Annotated in this window: 14 protein-coding genes; 9 read left to right on the top strand and 5 right to left on the bottom strand. The window is 57.5% G+C overall.

Features of this window, described 5'->3' with window-relative positions; translation table 11 throughout:
* Positions 1–139: 139 nt before the first annotated feature.
* Complete coding sequence (locus V7665_RS01995; protein ID WP_335662860.1) at positions 140–1,231, top strand: serine hydrolase; 1,092 nt, start codon at positions 140–142, stop codon at positions 1,229–1,231.
* Between the two features lie 3 nt (positions 1,232–1,234).
* On the opposite strand, the gene V7665_RS01990 is transcribed toward V7665_RS01995, so the two are convergent.
* Together V7665_RS01990 and V7665_RS01985 are read right to left on the bottom strand one after the other, a co-directional pair.
* On the bottom strand, positions 1,235–1,408 hold the full coding sequence (locus tag V7665_RS01990; RefSeq protein ID WP_335662859.1) for a hypothetical protein: 174 nt from the start codon (positions 1,406–1,408) through the stop codon (positions 1,235–1,237).
* 108 nt (positions 1,409–1,516) lie between these two features.
* Positions 1,517–1,840 carry a hypothetical protein gene (locus tag V7665_RS01985; protein ID WP_335662858.1) on the bottom strand — a complete coding sequence of 108 codons (324 nt, stop codon included), beginning with the start codon at positions 1,838–1,840 and terminating at the stop codon, positions 1,517–1,519.
* A gap of 235 nt (positions 1,841–2,075) precedes the next feature.
* Here V7665_RS01985 and V7665_RS01980 point away from each other — a divergent pair, with 235 nt between their 5' ends.
* The 5 genes from V7665_RS01980 (at position 2,076) to V7665_RS01960 (ending at position 8,891) form a co-directional block, all read left to right on the top strand.
* Positions 2,076–3,095 (top strand): ArsR/SmtB family transcription factor, encoded by a 1,020-nt coding sequence (locus tag V7665_RS01980; RefSeq protein WP_335662857.1) that lies wholly within the window; start codon positions 2,076–2,078, stop codon positions 3,093–3,095.
* Positions 3,092–4,048, top strand: coding sequence for a methylenetetrahydrofolate reductase (gene metF / locus V7665_RS01975; RefSeq protein WP_335662856.1), 957 nt, complete (start codon positions 3,092–3,094; stop codon positions 4,046–4,048). The genes V7665_RS01980 and metF overlap by 4 nt, the downstream gene beginning before the upstream one ends.
* A complete protein-coding gene (locus V7665_RS01970) occupies positions 4,045–5,094 on the top strand; it encodes a homocysteine S-methyltransferase family protein (protein ID WP_335662855.1) in 1,050 nt (349 codons plus the stop codon). Before metF ends, V7665_RS01970 begins: the two co-directional genes overlap by 4 nt.
* Before the next feature lie 103 nt (positions 5,095–5,197).
* The gene (metH, locus tag V7665_RS01965) at positions 5,198–7,813 is read left to right on the top strand and encodes a methionine synthase (RefSeq protein ID WP_335662854.1); all 2,616 of its coding nucleotides are present in this window, start codon (positions 5,198–5,200) and stop codon (positions 7,811–7,813) included.
* 133 nt (positions 7,814–7,946) lie between these two features.
* Complete coding sequence (locus V7665_RS01960) at positions 7,947–8,891, top strand: right-handed parallel beta-helix repeat-containing protein (RefSeq protein ID WP_335662853.1); 945 nt, start codon at positions 7,947–7,949, stop codon at positions 8,889–8,891.
* Between the two features lie 15 nt (positions 8,892–8,906).
* Here the strand turns inward: V7665_RS01960 and V7665_RS01955 are convergent, their stop codons facing one another.
* Entirely contained in the window at positions 8,907–10,580 is a 1,674-nt protein-coding gene (locus V7665_RS01955; RefSeq protein WP_335662852.1) for an alkaline phosphatase family protein, read from the bottom strand.
* 83 nt (positions 10,581–10,663) lie between these two features.
* Between V7665_RS01955 and V7665_RS01950 the strand changes: the two genes are divergently transcribed.
* On the top strand, positions 10,664–12,751 hold the full coding sequence (locus V7665_RS01950; protein WP_335662851.1) for a protein-disulfide reductase DsbD family protein: 2,088 nt from the start codon (positions 10,664–10,666) through the stop codon (positions 12,749–12,751).
* Between the two features lie 43 nt (positions 12,752–12,794).
* Entirely contained in the window at positions 12,795–13,409 is a 615-nt protein-coding gene (locus tag V7665_RS01945) for a thioredoxin family protein (RefSeq protein WP_335662850.1), read from the top strand.
* A 614-nt stretch (positions 13,410–14,023) separates the two neighbouring features.
* Here V7665_RS01945 and V7665_RS01940 read toward each other — a convergent pair.
* Positions 14,024–14,815, bottom strand: a complete 792-nt coding sequence (locus V7665_RS01940) for a class I SAM-dependent methyltransferase (protein ID WP_335662849.1) — start codon at positions 14,813–14,815, stop codon at positions 14,024–14,026.
* Positions 14,816–14,928: 113 nt separating this feature from the next.
* Positions 14,929–17,106, bottom strand: a complete 2,178-nt coding sequence (gene uvrB, locus V7665_RS01935) for an excinuclease ABC subunit UvrB (RefSeq protein WP_335662891.1) — start codon at positions 17,104–17,106, stop codon at positions 14,929–14,931.
* A 140-nt stretch (positions 17,107–17,246) separates the two neighbouring features.
* Between uvrB and V7665_RS01930 the strand changes: the two genes are divergently transcribed.
* Positions 17,247–17,789, top strand: coding sequence for a DUF3617 domain-containing protein (locus V7665_RS01930; protein ID WP_335662848.1), 543 nt, complete (start codon positions 17,247–17,249; stop codon positions 17,787–17,789).
* Positions 17,790–18,012: the final 223 nt, after the last annotated feature.

The raw sequence follows: 18,012 nt of genomic DNA, 5'->3' as shown, positions 1-18,012 counted from the left end.
GCAGCTTTGCCAGACCGCTCGAACAATCTGTCGCAGCAGGAGACACATTCACCGCAATCCGCAGTATTGCCCCTATTCAGACAGAGGCGCTTAGTTAGAAGGATATATGAACATTCCAACAGCATATGATCGACAACCCATGAGACATTTTCGGCATATATGGATATTGCTGCTGACCGTCACCTTGACCGCTTGCGCGTCCACATCAAACCGGCCGCTAGCCCAGCCCAATAATGCGTCACCCCCGGTCTATCAAAATCGGTCACCGTCGGTATCGCCGCGCGCTGACAATGCGCGGGAACAGCCCAATCCTGCGTTGGTTCGCGAAATAGATGAACTATGGCGGACTTTTCCTGGAAAGACCGGAATTGCGATCAAACGGATCGATGGTGAATGGGAATTCGGACACCGGGCTGATGAATATTTCCCCCAGCAAAGCGTTTCCAAACTGTGGGTCGCAATGACCTTGCTCGACAAGATCGATCAGGGCCACGCATCATTGTCCGACTCGATCCGCATCGGCAAGGAAGACCTGACCGTATTCCATCAACCAATGGCGGTTGAAGTGGAACGGGAAGGCGCGGTTGTGAAAAGCGTCTATACATTGCTCGAAAAGGCACTTGCGAGCAGCGACAATACCGCAAATGACGCCTTGCTTCGTCATGCTGGCGGGCCAGACGCTGTCCGCAGCTTCATCGCGAAAAATTCGCTCGGAAAAATCCGCTTCGGACCCGGCGAACGATTGCTGCAAAGCGGCATTGCCGGGATGGAATGGAGGCAGAACCTGTCCTACCGCCGGACCTTCTATGCGGCCCGCGCCAAAATACCGGTCGAGCAACGACGGCAATCACTCAACGCCTATCTTGCCGATCCGGTTGATGGCGCCAGTCCGATGGCGATTGCCCGTGCCCTCGACAAACTGGCCCGCGGCGAACTGCTTTCCGCGAATTCGACGAAATTGCTGCAAGCCATATTGAAACGGACACATAGCGGTCCGAACCGGCTAAAGGCTGGCGTGCCGGCGGGGTGGGAATTTCTGCACAAAACCGGGACCGGTCAGGTTCTTGGTTCGATAGCAACCGGATATAATGATATTGGTATCATGACCGCTCCCGATGGCACGCGCTATGCCGTGGTCGTATTGCTGGGTGATACGACCGCTTCGATTCCCGAGCGCATGCGCCTGATGCAGGCAGTGACCCGGGCGGTCGGCCGCTACCACCCGGGATAAAGCCTATTCGGTATCGGCAGCGTCCGTGTTCATATTCTCGATCGATTCAGGCGGCGTGTTGCGCTCGTCGAGCATTTTCGCCGCTTCATCCAGCGCTTTTGCTTCGCCAACGGTGACGCCTCCCGGGCCGGGATCATTTTGCGCCGGGCCGCATGCGACCAAAAGGGTCAATGACATGATAGTGAATATGCTTCTCATGACAGCTTCATAAAGCCTATCCTTGCCGGACCAAAGACAAAAAAAGGGCCACCCAAAGGCAGCCCTTTTTTTTAGAATATCAAAAGCTTATTCAACCGCTTTTTTCGCAGCGGTAGCAGCCTTGTCGACGGCCGTGCTGGCAGCGTCCTTGGCAGCCGTACCGGCAGCGTCAACAGCTTCACCAGCCGCATCGGCGGCTTCACCAGCTTCAGCGGTTGCATCGGCAGCAGCTTCGCCCATGGCGTCCGCAGCACCTTCAGCAGCGTCCATGGCATCATCAGCAGCTTCTTCAGCGGTTGCTTCAGTGCCTTCTACGGCCTCTTCTGCACCAGCTTCAGCATTGTCTGCACCAGAACATGCGGCCAAGCCAAGTGCGGCGGCCAGAACGATTGATGTTGTAACTTTTTTCATTGGGGTAACCCTCTATTTTATTCCTCAAAAACCAGGCCGGCCAGGAGTTGTTTTACCTCCTTTGGCCTGCGATGCATAGCTTTAGCGATATGGCGGAATGAACGCAACGAAGAACCTGTTTCGGCAATTTGCCGATTTGGCAATTCTCCTTGCCCGGCTGTCGGAAACAAAAGCCAAATAGGGAAAATCATGCCGATTGACCAGATATAAAGATTTCTTTATATAGCTATCTGACATGGACCATATCTTGAACATCTTTAGAGCGCTCGCCGACCCTACACGGTTGAGAATCATGCTGTTGCTGCAAAAGATGGAACTGGCCGTCGGCGAACTGGCGCAAATTCTTGACCAAAGTCAGCCCCGCATTTCCCGCCACATAAGAATTTTGGATGAAGCCGGACTGGCCGAACGCCGAAAAGAAGGCAGCTGGGTTTTTTTGAAACCAGGACCCGCAGCCGAGCTGCAAATATTGGGCCGCATTTTTCGGTCGGACACGGTCGTGAAATCGGAACAGGCGACGCGGGATCAGGCACAGCTTGCGCTGGTTCGCAAAGCCCGCGCTAAGATGGCAGAACGCTATTTTGCCGCACATGCCGAACAATGGGATGCGATCCGGTCGCTACATTTGCCCGAAGCAGAAGTTGAGGGCGCGATGCTCGCCTTGCTGCAGGACATACCGCTCGGCAAGATGCTCGATATCGGGACCGGGACGGGGCGGATGGTGGAATTGTTCGGGGCCTCGGCACAATCGATCGTTGCGATCGACAATAGTCCCGAAATGTTGCGACTGGCTCGAGCCAAATTGCTCGAAAGCGAAACCGCTAGCGGTTCGAACCTGGTGCAGAAAACCGAATTGAAACAAGGCGACTTCAACCATCTGCCGCTGGCAAATGGTGCGGTTGATAGCGTCATCCTGCATCAGGTTCTGCATTATGCGCAGCATCCGGAAGCTGTTTTGGCGGAAGTGTCCCGGGTGTTGAAATCCGCTGGCATCGTCCTGATCGCCGATTTTGCGGCCCATGACCGGGAAGATTTGCGCACCGAACATGCGCACGCACGGCTTGGCTTCAGCGATGACAGCATGAAACATTGGCTCACCGCATCGAAGCTCGAACTGGTCGAGACCAGATCGCTGGACGGAGGTGAACTGACGGTAAAAATATGGGTCGCCAGGAAAGCCATCATTCCCAGCTTGCATCCCGATTCCGAGAAACTGGCCTCCCAAACTGAAAATTTGAAAAGAGCATCAGCATGAACAATCCAACACGGCCAATGGGCCTGATCGAACTGGAAGAGGCCAAACGGGCGCTTGATGCGCCGCTCTTTGCCGGATTGAGCGGCGATGCCGATGTTTCGTTCGAATTTTTTCCACCAAAGTCGGACCAAATGGAAAAAACCCTGTGGGAAAGCGTGGTAACGCTCGAGCCGCTCAGCCCGCGATTTGTTTCCGTGACCTATGGTGCTGGTGGAACCACACGCGAGCGCACCCATGCCACGGTGGCAAGGATTGCCAAGGAAACCAATATTCCGGCTGCAGCCCATCTGACCTGCGTTGGCGCCAGCAAAGACGAAATCGCCGAGGTCGCTCGATCCTACTGGGATGCAGGTGTTCGCCATATTGTCGCCCTGCGCGGCGACCCGCCCGCAGCAGGCCAGGCGTTTGAGCCGCATCCGCAAGGCTATGCCAGCGCGGCAGAACTGGTAAAAGGTCTGACCGATATTGCCCCGTTCGAAATATCGGTTGCCGCCTATCCGGAAACCCATCCCGAAGCCGATTGCCCGCAAAGCGATCTCGATAATCTGAAGCGCAAGCTGGACGCTGGCGCCAGCCGGGCGATCACCCAGTTTTTCTTCACCGCAGAAGCTTTTTTCCGGTTCCGCGACGCGGCGGCGGCGGCTGGCATCGACGCCGAACTGGTGCCCGGCATTTTGCCGGTTTCCAACGTCGCCCAGACCCGCAAATTCGCAGGGATGTGCGGCGCAGAAATTCCGCCCTGGATGAACGACCTGTTCGAGGGGCTGGATGACCATCCCTCGGCACGGCAATTGATCGCGGCCACGGTGGCGGCGGAATTGTGCCGCAAGCTTTATGCCGGTGGCGTTCGCCAGTTCCATTTTTACACGCTCAACCGGGCAGAGCTCAGCTACGCGATTTGCCACTTGCTCGGCAAGCGCCCCACCAGCGGACAACAGGAGAAAGCGGCATGACCAACGCACGCGAACAATTGCAGAAACTGGCCGCAGAGCGGATATTGGTGTTTGATGGCGGCTATGGCACGGCGATCCAGAACTATCGTCTGGGCGAAGAGGATTATCGCGGCAATCTCGACCTGACCGATGATCAGAAGGGCAATAATGATCTGCTCAGCCTGACGCGGCCGGATATCATTGAAGCCATTCATACCTCCTATCTCGATGCCGGCGCTGACATTATCGAAACCAATACGTTCAGTTCCACCGTGATCAGTCAGGCGGATTATGGCTGCGAGCATCTGGTGCGCGATCTGAACGTCAAATCGGCTGAAATTGCCCGCGCGGCCTGCGACAAGGCCGAAGCCAGGGATGGCCGGCCGCGCTTTGTCGCCGGGTCGGTTGGTCCGACCAACAAGACGCTTTCCCTGTCCCCCGATGTCAATGATCCCGGCTTCCGCGAGATTGAATATGATTATCTGAAGAGCGTCTATCGCGACCAGTGCGATGCATTGATCGACGGCGGAGTCGACTTTCTGTTGATCGAAACCATATTCGACACGCTCAATGCCAAATGCGCCGGAATGGCGGCGATGGAAGCCGCAGAAGCGAGCGGGCGGGACGTGCCGCTGATGCTATCGATGACCCTGACCGACCTGTCGGGCCGGAACCTGTCCGGCCATACGGTCGAGGCATTCTGGCACGCTGTGCGGCATTTGAAGCCGCTGACCATCGGCCTCAACTGTTCCTTCGGCGCCGACCAGCTCAGACCGCATCTGGCGATGCTGTCGAAAGAGGCGGACTGCCTGATCATGGCCTATCCCAATGCCGGCCTGCCCAATGATCTCGGCGAATATGACGAGATGCCGCAAGAGACGGCAGAATTGATCGGCGACTGGCTGAGGGATGGCCTGGTCAATATCGTCGGCGGTTGCTGTGGCACGACACCGGACCATATCCGGGCGATTGGCGATGCCGTGGCCGACCAGGACCCGCGCAAGATACCGGCGATTACGGTGCGAACACGCCTCTCCGGACTGGAGCCGTTCACCATGGCGGCTTGAACGATCAGCATTCCCCTTCGTATCGCGCCTGGCAAGGCACGAACCGCGCAGAAATAATTGTCTCCCGGCTTTGCTCGAGACCAACGGATAACATCACATCATTATGACCACATCTTCCTCCACCAATTTCGTCAACATCGGCGAGCGTACCAATGTTACCGGCTCTGCCCGCTTCAAGAAGCTCATCCTCAACGACGACTATGAAGCCGCGGTCGAAGTCGCGCGCCAGCAGGTCGAAAATGGCGCGCAGGTGATCGACATCAACATGGATGAGGGCCTGCTCGACGCGCATCATGCGATGACCACCTTTCTCAAGCTGATCTCCGCCGAACCCGATATCGCGCGCGTGCCGGTGATGATCGACAGCAGCAAATGGTCGGTGATCGAGGCCGGGCTGAAATGCGTATCCGGCAAGCCGATCGTCAACAGTATCTCGATGAAGGAAGGCGAGGAGCAGTTTCTCGATCAGGCGCGCAAGTGCATGGCTTATGGCGCGGCGGTTGTGGTCATGGCTTTTGATGAAACCGGACAGGCGGATACCATGCAGCGCAAGATCGAGATTTGCGAGCGCGCCTACAAGCTGCTGACCGGAATTGGCTTCCCGCCGGAAGATATCATCTTCGATCCCAATGTGTTCGCGATTGCGACCGGGATTGACGAGCATCGCCGCTATGGGCTCGATTTTATCGAGGCGACCCGCGAAATCCGGAAACGCTGCCCGCATGTCCATATCTCCGGCGGGCTGTCGAACCTGTCGTTCAGCTTCCGCGGCAACGAACCGGTCCGCAAGGCGATGCACAGTGTCTTTCTCTATCATGCGATACCCGCCGGCATGGACATGGCGATCGTCAACGCCGGCCAGCTGGATATTTACGACGATATCGATCCCGAGCTGCGCGAGCTTTGCGAGGATGTGATATTCGACCGCCGCGAGGATGCCACCGACCGGCTGATCACCCTGGCCGAAAAATTCCGCGGCACCGACGAAGTCGCGGAAAAGGCGGCGGCGGAATGGCGCGGCTATGAAGTGAACAAGCGGCTGGAACATGCGCTGGTCAAGGGCATAGACGCGCATATCGTCGATGATACCGAGGAAATGCGGCTGGCGGTCAAGGACCGCGGCGGCCGGCCGATCGAAGTGATCGAGGGGCCGCTGATGGACGGCATGAATGTCGTCGGCGACCTGTTCGGATCGGGCAAGATGTTCCTGCCGCAGGTGGTCAAATCCGCCCGCGTGATGAAAAAGGCCGTCGCCCATCTCTTCCCCTATATTGAGGCGGAAAAGGACGAAAAGGCCAAGGGCAAGGGCAAGATCATCATGGCCACGGTCAAGGGCGACGTGCACGACATCGGCAAGAATATCGTCGGCGTCGTGCTGCAGTGCAATGGCTTTGAGGTCATCGACCTCGGGGTGATGGTATCCTGGACCGACATCCTGAAGGCCGCCAATGAAAATGACGCGGATATTATCGGACTGTCCGGGCTGATCACGCCGTCGCTGGATGAAATGGTGACCGTGGCCGAAGAAATGGAGCGGGCAAAAATGCAATTGCCGCTGCTCATCGGTGGCGCAACCACATCCAAGACCCACACGGCGCTACGCATCGAACCCGCCTATAGCGGCCCGACCATCCATGTGCTGGATGCCAGCCGCGCCGTCGGCGTGGCCTCGCAACTGGTCAGCGACACCCAGGCGGTCGGCTTCATCGCCAAAACCCGGGAAGATTATGAGCAGGTCCGCATTGCGCGGGCGGGCAAGACCGGGAAAAAACTGGCCACGCTCGAAGAAGCGCGGGCCAATGCGGCCGTGGTCGACATGTCGCTCAAGGCTCCGGCACCAGCCAAGCCAGGATTGCATGTCTACGAAGACTGGGATCTGGCCGACCTGCGCGACTATATCGACTGGACGCCGTTTTTCAGAGCCTGGGAGCTGGTCGGCAATTATCCGGCGATCCTCACCGACAAGATTGTCGGCGAAAGCGCCAGCGACCTGTTCCGCGATGCACAGGTCATGCTCGACAAGATTATCGAGGAAAAATGGCTGACCGCAAAAGGCGTCGCCGGCCTGTGGCGGGCGCGACGCGACGGCGATGACATATTGGTTTCTCCGGAAAATGACGAATTCACCCTGCCGATGTTGCGGCAGCAGGTTGTCAAACGGGGCGGCAAACCGAACAATTGTCTCGCCGATTTCATCGACACCACAGATGACTGGATGGGCGGCTTTGCAGTGACGACCGGCCATGGCATCGATGAACATGTGCAACGGTTCGAAATGGACAAGGATGATTATAACAGCATCCTGTTGAAAGCGCTGGCCGACCGGCTGGCCGAAGCCTTTGCCGAGCGCATGCACGAACATGTCCGCAAAGACCTGTGGGGCTATGGGGCCGAAGAGGATCTGAACAAAAAGGACCTGATCCGCGAAAAATATCAGGGCATCCGCCCTGCCCCCGGCTACCCGGCATGCCCGGACCATAGTCTGAAACCGATCCTGTTCGAGATGCTCGATGCAACGGAAAATACCGGCATCGAACTGACCAGCGGCTTCGCAATGACGCCGACCGCTGCGGTTTCCGGCTTCTATTTGGCTCACCCGCAAGCCGACTATTTCGGTGTCGCCCGGATCGGCGAGGATCAGGTGGAAGAATATGCAGACCGGCGCGGCACGACTCTCGACCAGGCGCGCCAGTGGTTGCGGCCCAATCTCAACGAATAGGCCTGCCTGGTTAACCCGTTAACCTCTGTCGCTCAGCCTGAATTCATCTGGGACAGGCCAAGTTTTTACATTGTTTGACATCGCAGCAGGCGATAGTGAAAATGCCCTATTCTCCCGAGTCAGGATGACATAAATGTTCTTTAAGTCCCCGTTGCTAGCCGCAATCATAGTGGCATCTGTCGCCGGAACCGCTGTACAGGCCCAGCGCGATGCGCCGTTCACGGTCTCGGAAACCGGAGCGACCTATTCCCGGCTGGCCGACGCGGTCAAGGCCGTTGGCGGCAATAATGCGACCATCGTCATCGCACCGGGTTCCTATGGTGATTGCGCGGTCCAGACAGCGGGTCGCATCACCTACAAGGCCTCCATCCCGGGCCGCACGATCTTCGACGGCGGCATCTGCGAGGAAAAGGCAACGCTGGTCCTGCGCGGCAAAGCGGCAACCATCGACGGTATCATCTTCCAGAACCAGCGCGTTCCGGATGGCAATGGCGCCGGCATCCGGATCGAGCGGGGCGATCTCTATGTCTATAATGCCATGTTCCGCAATGCCGAAGAGGGCATATTGAGCGCCGATGATGAGAGCGCAGAAATTGTCATCGACCGGTCAACCTTCCAGCGCCTGGGCCGCTGTGATCGCGGCCTGTCCTGCGCGCACAGCATCTATATTGGTTATTTCGGATCGCTGAAGGTGACCAATAGCCGGTTCGAAAAAGGCAATGGCGGACATTATGTCAAAAGCCGCGCGCCCCGGGCGACAATCACCAATAACAGTTTTGATGACACCCAGGGCCGCAACACCAATTATATGATCGACCTGCCAGCCGGCGCGACCGGGGTGATCAGCGGCAATGTCTTCGTGCAGGGCCAGAACAAGGACAATTGGAGCGCCTTCATCGCAGTGGCGGCCGAAGACAGGGACCACAGTTCCACCGGTCTCAATATCCATTCCAACAACGCGTCGCTGGCCAAGGGCGTGCAACGCAACACCTGGTTCGTCGCCGACTGGAGCGGCGATCAGCTAAGGATTGCGAACAACAGCCTGGGCCAGGGATTGACCCGCTACCAGCGACGCTAGCGTCAGGACCCAGATTCAATCGCAGCTATTGGCAGGCCCGCCGTCGATATCCAGACATTTCCCGTCGGTTTCATCCGCCGGGATTTCCACGCCGACCAGCGCCGCCAGCGTTGGCGCGATATCGACCGTCATCACCGACAGCGGCTGTTCAAAATGCTGCATGCCATCCCGCCAGAACAGGATCGGCACGCGGCGATCATAATCCCACGGGCTGCCATGGGTCGCGACATAGCCGCGCGCGGTTGAGGCAATCGGGGTGACCCCCTTTTTGAGCAGGACGATAAAATCGCCAGACCGGTCCTGGTTGAATGAGGCCCGGGCGCGCTGCGCCAGGGTCCATATTTCGGGAGATCCGCGCGGCACTTCTATCGCCGCCAGATCATCATGCTCCAGCACCGCTTCTACCTGTGCGTGCGCCGCGATCAGCGCCATCGCGCTGTCCTTGACCCGTTGCCGCTGCTTTTCCGGCAGATCCCGACTGACATAATAGTCGCCAATTGGTCCATCTGCGTACAGGACCGGCTTGTCGCCGGGGATATTGAGCTCCTTGGCCACAGTCTTGCCAATCGTCTCTGCATTGAGATTGGGATCGATCCGCTGCGCTGCCGGCACGCCCTGCAGGCTCATCCGTTCCGGCAGGTCAAGACCACCATGATCGGCGGTCAGCATCACGACATAGTCAATATTCTCGCGATCCAATATGTCAAAAAATTCGCCGAGCGATCGATCCAGTTCGCTCATCTGGATGCACATTTCGAGGCCTTCTGTGCCGAAGGCATGACCGATATAGTCGGTCGCGGACAGTCCGACGGATATCACGTCCGTGGTTTCGCCCTGACCCAGTTTCATTTCATTGATCACCGCCGAAGCTGCGGCCAGGATCGACCCGTCGAAATCCGGGGAACCCCGATAAATGCTCGCCCCGCCTTCAGGACGCTGGAAGGCATAGTCACCAACAGACTTGCCATCGCCATGCATGATTTTGGCGCTATGCGCCACGCATTGCGCCGGGATCGCATAAGCGGGACGGGCTTTGTCAATGTGTTCGCCGATCGCCTTGTTCAGCGCTGCCACCGACGGCAAAGTCTTGCGACCCTCCAGAGTGGAAAAGCCCTTGCCTTTCCACCAGTAAATCTCGTCGACATTTTTGCCGCCCATCATCAGGGCTGCCCGGTCCTTGCCCGCCACCGCAACATTGCGCGATTTCGGCGATATTGTCTTGAGCCGTTCGCCCAGCGTCGGCACCAGAAGATGCCAGGCCGAGGCGACATAATCGCCCTGCATGGCGGCGGTGATATCACCAAAGCTGGTGCCGGCAATGCGCTCGTCTTCGGCACAATAGACGGTCTTGTCATCGCGTTTGATCGACAGGTCGATCCAGTTGTTGGCAATGATCCCGGCGCGTCCGGAATGCACACCGGTCATGATTGTCGAATGGCCCGGGCAGGTTTCGGTGGCCGCGTGCGATTGATAGCCGGACGGAAATACCACACCGCTCGCCAGACGGTTCAGGCCGCCGGTAAAGCTGCTGCGATATTCGCTGAACAGATCGGCGGAAAACTGGTCGACCGAAATCGCGACAACCAGTTTCGGCGAGGCTTTGTCGGCGGCGCTGTGATCTTCGGCATTTGCAGTGCCCGAAAATATGATAGACGCGGTCAGGGCTGTAACTATGATCGTTTTTCGCACGAATGGTCCTCACTGATGAATGCCGCTATAGAAAGCTGCCTGCCAATAGCCTAATGCGTTTAAACAGGAAATAGTGAGTTTTTATGACATTTGATTTTCGCATATTCTCGATAATGCTGGCGTTCGCGGCGCTGGTCTTTGCCCCCGCAGCCGAGGCGCAGAACCGGCTGGGCAATACAGAATTGAATGTACCCGCCACGCTGATGGCGGAATCGCAACAGGTGAAGCCAGGGCAAAGCGTGACGCTCGCCTTTGTCATGGAACCCAAGCCAACCTGGCACGGCTATTGGGAAAACCCCGGTGATGCGGGCATTGGCATGAGCTTTGACTGGAATCTGCCCGCTGGTGTGACCGCCGGAAATCCGCAATTTCCCGTCCCCGACACGCTGCTGATCTCCAGCATCATGAACTATGTCTACAAGGGCGATTATGCGGTTCTGGTCAATCTGGTCCTGTCCGACAAGGTCCGGCCCGGTCCGTTGCCGATTTCGGTAAAATCCGAATGGCTGTCCTGTACCGACGAGATCTGCGTGCCCGAGCAGGATGAATTGTCGATCACCCTGCAGGTCGTCGGCAACGATACGCCGCTAGTGCTGGACAAGAGGTTCAACGGTTTCCGCGCAGCTCTGGCCCGGCCCCTGGGCAGTGAAGCCCGCTTTTCCGTCAGCAATGATCGGTTCCGCCTGTCGATCCCGCTGCCAGCCAATGTCGAGATCGACAAGCCCTATTTCTTCATCAAGGAAGACGGCATTGTCGACTATGCCGCACCACAGAGTTTCAGTCGTGATGGTGACCGCCTGATCCTCGAAACCGGCGCGCGCGGGGATGAGCTGGATACGATCACCGGCATATTGAAAATCGGCGATCATCTGGGCTTTCTGCTGACCGCGACCAAAGGCAAAGTCGCGATGACCGGCCTGCCCCTGGCTGGCGACGGAGCCAAGACAGAGGGAAACGCTTCGCTGCTGTTCCTTGCGCTGGGCGGTGCCTTGCTGGGCGGGTTGCTGCTCAACCTGATGCCCTGTGTCTTCCCGATCCTGAGCCTGAAAGCCATCAGCCTGGCCAAGGCTGGCGGCAACGAAACCGAAGTGCGGCGTGATGCGCTGGCCTATACCGCCGGTGTCGTTCTGGTCGCCACCGCGCTTGGCGCGATCCTGCTCGGCCTGCGGGCCAGCGGAGCCGCGGTTGGCTGGGCATTTCAGCTGCAGGACCCCCGGATCATCTTCGTACTGCTGGCGCTAGTGACGGCCATCGGCCTCAATCTCGCTGGCCTGTTCGAGCTGCCCAATCTGAATTTCGGCAACAAGCTGACGAAGAAAGACGGTGCAGCCGGATCCTTCTGGACCGGCGCGCTCGCCGCCTTTGTCGCCACCCCCTGCACAGGGCCGTTCATGGCCGCTGCCCTGGGCGCCACGATTGTGCTTCCACCGATTGCCGCATTGGTCATTTTTGCCGGACTTGGCGTCGGCCTGGCTCTGCCCTTCCTGCTGCTCGCCTTCGTGCCGGCGATCCGCAACCGGCTGCCGAAACCGGGGCCCTGGCTGGATAGTTTTCGCAAGGCGATGGCGGTGCCAATGTTTCTCACCAGCATCGGCCTGATCTGGCTGCTCGGCCGCCAGATTGGAACCGACGCGCTCGGTCTGTCGCTGATCTTCCTGCTGACGGTCAGCCTGATCCTGTGGTGGTTCGGCGGCGGCCAGATCAAGGGCCTGTCGCGCGGCGCGCTGACCAGCGCAGCAATGGTAGTCGCCATATTGGGGGGTATCATCGCTCTCCCCGGCGAAGAGGCGATGAACAGCCAGAAACTGGCAAACACATCGGCCGCAACTTTGCCCAGCGAAGCCTTTAGCGAAACGCGATTGTCCGAATTGCGCGCCTCCGGCCAGCCGGTTTTCGCCTATTTCACCGCCGACTGGTGCATCACCTGCAAGGCCAATGAGGCCGCTGCGATCCAGCGTACCGAAACCGCCGATGTTTTTGCAGCCGCCAACGTCACCGTGCTGATGGGCGACTGGACCCGGCCCGATCCGGAGATCAGCAGATTTCTGGAAAAACACGGCCGCGCCGGCGTACCGCTCTATCTCTATTATGCGCCCGGCAAGGAGCCGGTGATTCTCCCGCAGATTCTCACGGTCGCAACATTGACCGATCTGGTCACCAACCCGGTATAAAATGCACCACTTGATTCAATCCCCCAATCAACGGAGACAATAAGTGCGGAACCTTCCCTCTTTCGCGGTCGCAACCATCGCCGCCATCGCACTGGCAAGCCCGCTGGCGGCAGCCCAGAAAAACGGCGCGAATGCCCAGGATTTCAAACTCACCGACGTCAATGGGAAAACGATCCAGCTGTCGCAGTTTCGCGGCAAGACCGTGGTGCTCGAATGGCACAATCCCGGCTGCCCGTTCGTGTCCAAACATTATAGCAGCGGCAATATGCAGGCGACCCAGAAAGCGGCGCGGCAACAAGGCGCTGTCTGGCTGACGATCAATAGCGGCGCGAAAGGGAAACAGGGTCATATGACCGGAGCCGAAGCGAAAGCGCTGATCGCGACACAGAATATCCAGTCGACCCATTATCTGTTCGATGCGAAAGGCCTGGTCGGCAAAGCCTATGGCGCAAAAACCACGCCGCATATGTATATCATCGATAGCGCCGGCACATTGGTCTATCAGGGTGGTATCGATGACAAGCCGACGGCAAATGCCGCAGATATCAAAGTTGCGCGCAATCACGTGCTTGCGGCACTGAGCGAGATCAAATCCGGAGACAAGGTCAGCGTCGCGCAAGCGCGGCCCTATGGCTGCTCGGTCAAATATGCGTCCTGAATAGGCGGGAGATTGCAGGGCTGGCACGCAAACTTTACGCGCGCGCCAGCCCTGCGCTCCAGAATCCGGGGATAGGAGGACGGCCTGCGACCCGCCGAAAGCCATCCGTCAACAGGTCCCCGGACCCAAAGGCGAAACAAATATTGCCCGTTGCGATTTCCGGGGGTCGGGAGACAGATCCAATACACAACCCGGATCTGCCCCCGCCTCTGTTCCGACAGCGTGCGACCCTACCTAAAGGCGCCGCCGGTCAAAATCTTCCTCACCGCCGACCAGTTTTAATTGGTGGGGAGAGGTATTTTTTCGCTTTTCGATGCTGAACCCAATCTATTACAGCACGCTGGAATGTTGCTGTGGGACCAGTTCTTATCAATACAGTGTTTATAGGAGCGCATTACACAACCGGACATGAACGAGCGCGTAAACTAATGTATCTTATTGCAAGGCATTGAATTGATATTAGACTTTTATGAACAATGCGCGTGAATAGTGGCAGAGAGACTTCAAATCGACAGGGCGAATTCCAGCAGTCACCGAAAATGCCTGACTTTCCATATAGTTACGATTGTTATCGATTCGCGCCTTCGATTTGATCCGGCACAGCGCGCAGATCGCTAGCCGGGCTTGCGAAAACGCATCACAAAGCGGCTGGTTTTGCCGCGCACCGCTGGGTCGAAGACATTTATCTCCAGATCATCATCGGGGTTGGCAAACATCTCGCTTTCCCCGTCCAGCACGAAACCGGCCTCGAGAAAATCAGACCGGGCGGTTGCCGGGTCGATACGGTGGGTCTTTTCCACCACAATGCGGGTATCGCCGGGTGAACCAACATGGTCGATCACGGCTACCACACCGCCTGGTTTCATGCCCGCGTACAGATTTGCCAGCACGACAGTCGGGTCCATTCGTTCAAATTTATACTGTTCGCTTTCCCAGTAAAAATCATGATAGATCAGGTGCAGCATGGCAAAATCAATGCTGTTTGCCGCTGGCATATAATCGGGCAATTGCGAAGCCACCATGGTCACATTCGGCTGCCGCGCAGCGACGCTTGCCCATTTTTGCTTGGACTGGTCGCTGGTCGTGAACTGCGGCGGATTGACGGCGATCACCGATCCGCTCGGCCCGACGGCGCGGCCCATGATTTCACTATAATAGCCGCCACCAGCGAATATATCGAGCGCGGCATCTCCGGTTTTCAGGCCCATGAAGGCCAGCACCGCTGCCGGACTGCGGCTCTCATCCAGTTTTACATCCGCTTCATCCCGTCCCGGAGCAGTCACGGCTGATGCAAAATCAGGCGCCATTTCTTCTGTGGCAGAGGCCGGAGGCGCTTCTTTCGCAGCGAGCGGAACCGCGATCGCCAATGCCGAAGTTGCCAAGGTCAAAAATATGGATGTACGCATGATTTCTCTCCCCAAAATATTGTCAGCAACATGGACCGGCAGGCGCTTTTGCACAAGCGGCGGGGATGTGATTGGTCTATATCGGCATGCCGTTTATCGAAACAGAACCGCCACTACATCTTCCGCTGCGTCTGCCCATAGCCCATTTTCCGCGTTCCCGGACGTCCCTCGGTCGACCTGCCTTTCGGCTGTGCAAGCTGCAGGTCGGCTGGCAGTCCCAGCTCTTCCGCCTCGAGCTTGCGGATTTCGTCGCGCAGGCGGCCTGCGGTTTCGAACTCCAGATCAGCCGCAGCATCGCGCATCTGTTTCTCCAAGCTCTCGATATGTTTCCTCAGATTATGGCCGACGAGATGGTTGCTGTCGCCGTCGACCGCGCCGGTGACCATATCCTTGGCCGTGGCATGGGCGATGATATCGCCGATATTTTTCTTGATCGAGAGCGGCGTGATATTGTGCTCCAGATTATATTCCACCTGCTTCTCGCGGCGCCGATCGGTCTCGCTGATCGCGCGTTCCATCGATCCGGTCATCCGGTCGGCATAGAGAATGACCCGGCCGTCGACATTGCGCGCGGCGCGGCCAATCGTCTGGATCAGCGACGTTTCGCTGCGCAGAAAACCTTCCTTGTCGGCGTCCAGTATCGCCACCAGCCCACATTCCGGAATATCGAGCCCTTCGCGCAACAGGTTGATGCCGACCAGCACGTCATAAACGCCCAGCCGGAGATCGCGGATCAGCTCGATCCGTTCCAGCGTCTCGACATCGCTGTGCATATAGCGGACCTTGATGCCGGCTTCGTGCATGAATTCGGTAAGATCTTCGGCCATTCGCTTGGTCAGCGTCGTGATCAGGGTGCGATAACCCTGCGCCGCGACCTTGCGACATTCGTTGATTACATCATCGACCTGATCCTCGACCGGCTTGATCTCTACCGGCGGATCGATCAGCCCGGTGGGGCGAATGACCTGTTCGCTGAACACGCCGCCGGTCTGTTCCATCTCCCATTTGCCCGGCGTCGCCGACACGCTCACCGTCTGCGGCCGCATCGCGTCCCACTCGTTGAAACGCAGCGGCCGGTTATCGATACAGCTGGGCAGGCGAAACCCATATTCTGCCAGGTTTATCTTGCGGCGGTGATCGCCCTTCGACATCGCGCCGATTTGCGGCACCGTCTGATGGCTTTCATCGACGAACAGCAGCGCATTGTCCGGTAAATATTCAAACAGGGTCGGTGGCGGCTCGCCCGGCAGACGGCCGGTCAGGAAGCGCGAGTAATTTTCGATGCCGGCGCAACTGCCGGTGGCCGCGATCATCTCGAGATCGAAATTGGTCCGCTGTTCCAGCCGCTGATGCTCGATCAGCTTGCCCTCGGCTTCCAGCTCCTTGAGCCGGACGGCAAGCTCGAATTTGATCGCTTCCATCGCCTGTTTCATCGTCGGCCCCGGCGTGACATGGTGCGAATTGGCGTAGACCCGCACCTGGTTCAGGCTGGCGCCCTTCTTGCCGGTCAGCGGATCAAATTCGACTATTTCTTCAATCTCGTCGCCGAAGAAGCTGATCCGCCAGGCCATATCCTCATAATGCGACGGGAATATTTCCAGATTGTCACCCCGCACCCGGAAAGTGCCGCGCGCGAACGCCATGTCATTGCGTTTATATTGCAGCGACACCAGCTTGCGGATGATATCCCGCTGATCGACCGATTGGTCTTTTTTGAGATCAAAGATCATCGCCGAATAGGTCTCGACCGAACCAATGCCGTAAAGACAGGACACCGACGCGACGATGATCACGTCATCGCGCTCGAGCAAAGAGCGGGTCGCGCTGTGCCGCATCCGGTCAATCGCTTCGTTTACCGAGCTTTCCTTCTCGATATAGGTGTCCGACCGCGCGACATAGGCTTCGGGTTGATAATAATCATAATAAGAGACGAAATATTCGACGGCATTTTCCGGGAAGAAATTCTTGAACTCGCCGTAAAGCTGCGCCGCCAATATCTTGTTGGGTGCCAGGATCAGGGCGGGCCGCTGCAGCTCGTCGATGACCTTGGCCATGGTGAACGTCTTGCCCGATCCGGTTACCCCGAGCAGCACCTGATCGCGCTCCTCTTCGAGCATCCCGACGACCAGTTCCTTGATCGCTGCAGGCTGGTCGCCAGCGGGCTCAAAATCGCTGACCAATTTAAACGGCCTTCCGCCTTCCGATTTTGCCGGACGATTGGGCTTGTGCGGGACGAAATCTTCGCCGGTTTCCGGCTCTGCCAGGCCTCTTCTGATCACCAATTCTGTCATCGGGCTGATATGGAACAAAAAGGGTCCAATGTCATCCCCGTTATGGAGTTTCCTGAGGATAGGGGTGATAGCAAATTTACATCGGCGGCTCATCGGTTTAAGTGTGGTTCGGGAGCAATCACAATTGAGGGAATATTCTCGTGAATAAATTACTAATTTCAGTGGCTGCACTGAGCCTGATAGCCGGCTGTTCAGACAAGGGCGCGGACCATGACGGTGACGGCAAGATCACCGCCGAAGAAGTTGCCGAAGAAATGAACAGAGTTACACTCGAGCCCGGCGAATGGGAAAATACCGTAGAAATAGTGGATGTGAAAATCGATGGGCTGCCTGACGGCATGCCGGCCAATATGATGGACAGTATGAAGGGCAAGGTCACGACCTCAAAGTCCTGCATCACCAAGGAAGAGGCGGAAAATCCGGGTGCGCAATTTTTTGCTGCGCAGGAAAAAACCAGTTGCGAAGTCAAGAAATTCAACATGAGCGGCGGTGCCGTATCTTCCGAAATGGCCTGTAGCAATATGGGCGGCACTCCTGGCGACATGACCATGGCGATGGATGGCCAATATGGCCCGAGCAGCTATGACATGACCATGAACATGCATGGCGGTGCATCCGGCATGAAAATGAACATATCGGCCAAGAGCAGCGGCAAGCGGATCGGCGACTGTCCAACGGGATGATTCTGGGCTTCACGAAAGCAAACGAGATCAAGGCAGGGGCGTATCGCTCCTGCCTTTTTTTGTCGCTGGCCGCACTCGCCGCGCAGAACGGATGAAGCATGACCCCGCAGGTCATTGCATCTATTTCTGCGACTGATAGGTTTCATCCCGAAACCGAGTCGCCACCCCAATGATAATCTGGAGAGAATAGATGATCGCCTACACCATGCTTGGCACCAACGAT

This window comes from Parasphingorhabdus sp., from assembly GCF_036964675.1.
Lineage (GTDB): Bacteria > Pseudomonadota > Alphaproteobacteria > Sphingomonadales > Sphingomonadaceae > Parasphingorhabdus.
The sequence above is the reverse complement of the archived record's forward strand: the minus strand, read 5'-3'. Positions and strand labels throughout refer to the sequence as shown.

Excerpts from the sequence above, each read along its gene's own strand:
- V7665_RS01995 (WP_335662860.1), top strand. The coding sequence starts at position 140 with ATGAGACATTTTCGGCATATATGGATATTGCTGCTGACCGTCACCTTG.
- V7665_RS01990 (WP_335662859.1), bottom strand. The coding sequence starts at position 1,408 with ATGTCATTGACCCTTTTGGTCGCATGCGGCCCGGCGCAAAATGATCCC.
- V7665_RS01985 (WP_335662858.1), bottom strand. The coding sequence starts at position 1,840 with ATGAAAAAAGTTACAACATCAATCGTTCTGGCCGCCGCACTTGGCTTG.
- V7665_RS01980 (WP_335662857.1), top strand. The coding sequence starts at position 2,076 with ATGGACCATATCTTGAACATCTTTAGAGCGCTCGCCGACCCTACACGG.
- metF (WP_335662856.1), top strand. The coding sequence starts at position 3,092 with ATGAACAATCCAACACGGCCAATGGGCCTGATCGAACTGGAAGAGGCC.
- V7665_RS01970 (WP_335662855.1), top strand. The coding sequence starts at position 4,045 with ATGACCAACGCACGCGAACAATTGCAGAAACTGGCCGCAGAGCGGATA.
- metH (WP_335662854.1), top strand. The coding sequence starts at position 5,198 with ATGACCACATCTTCCTCCACCAATTTCGTCAACATCGGCGAGCGTACC.
- V7665_RS01960 (WP_335662853.1), top strand. The coding sequence starts at position 7,947 with ATGTTCTTTAAGTCCCCGTTGCTAGCCGCAATCATAGTGGCATCTGTC.
- V7665_RS01950 (WP_335662851.1), top strand. The coding sequence starts at position 10,664 with ATGACATTTGATTTTCGCATATTCTCGATAATGCTGGCGTTCGCGGCG.
- V7665_RS01940 (WP_335662849.1), bottom strand. The coding sequence starts at position 14,815 with ATGCGTACATCCATATTTTTGACCTTGGCAACTTCGGCATTGGCGATC.
- uvrB (WP_335662891.1), bottom strand. The coding sequence starts at position 17,106 with ATGACAGAATTGGTGATCAGAAGAGGCCTGGCAGAGCCGGAAACCGGC.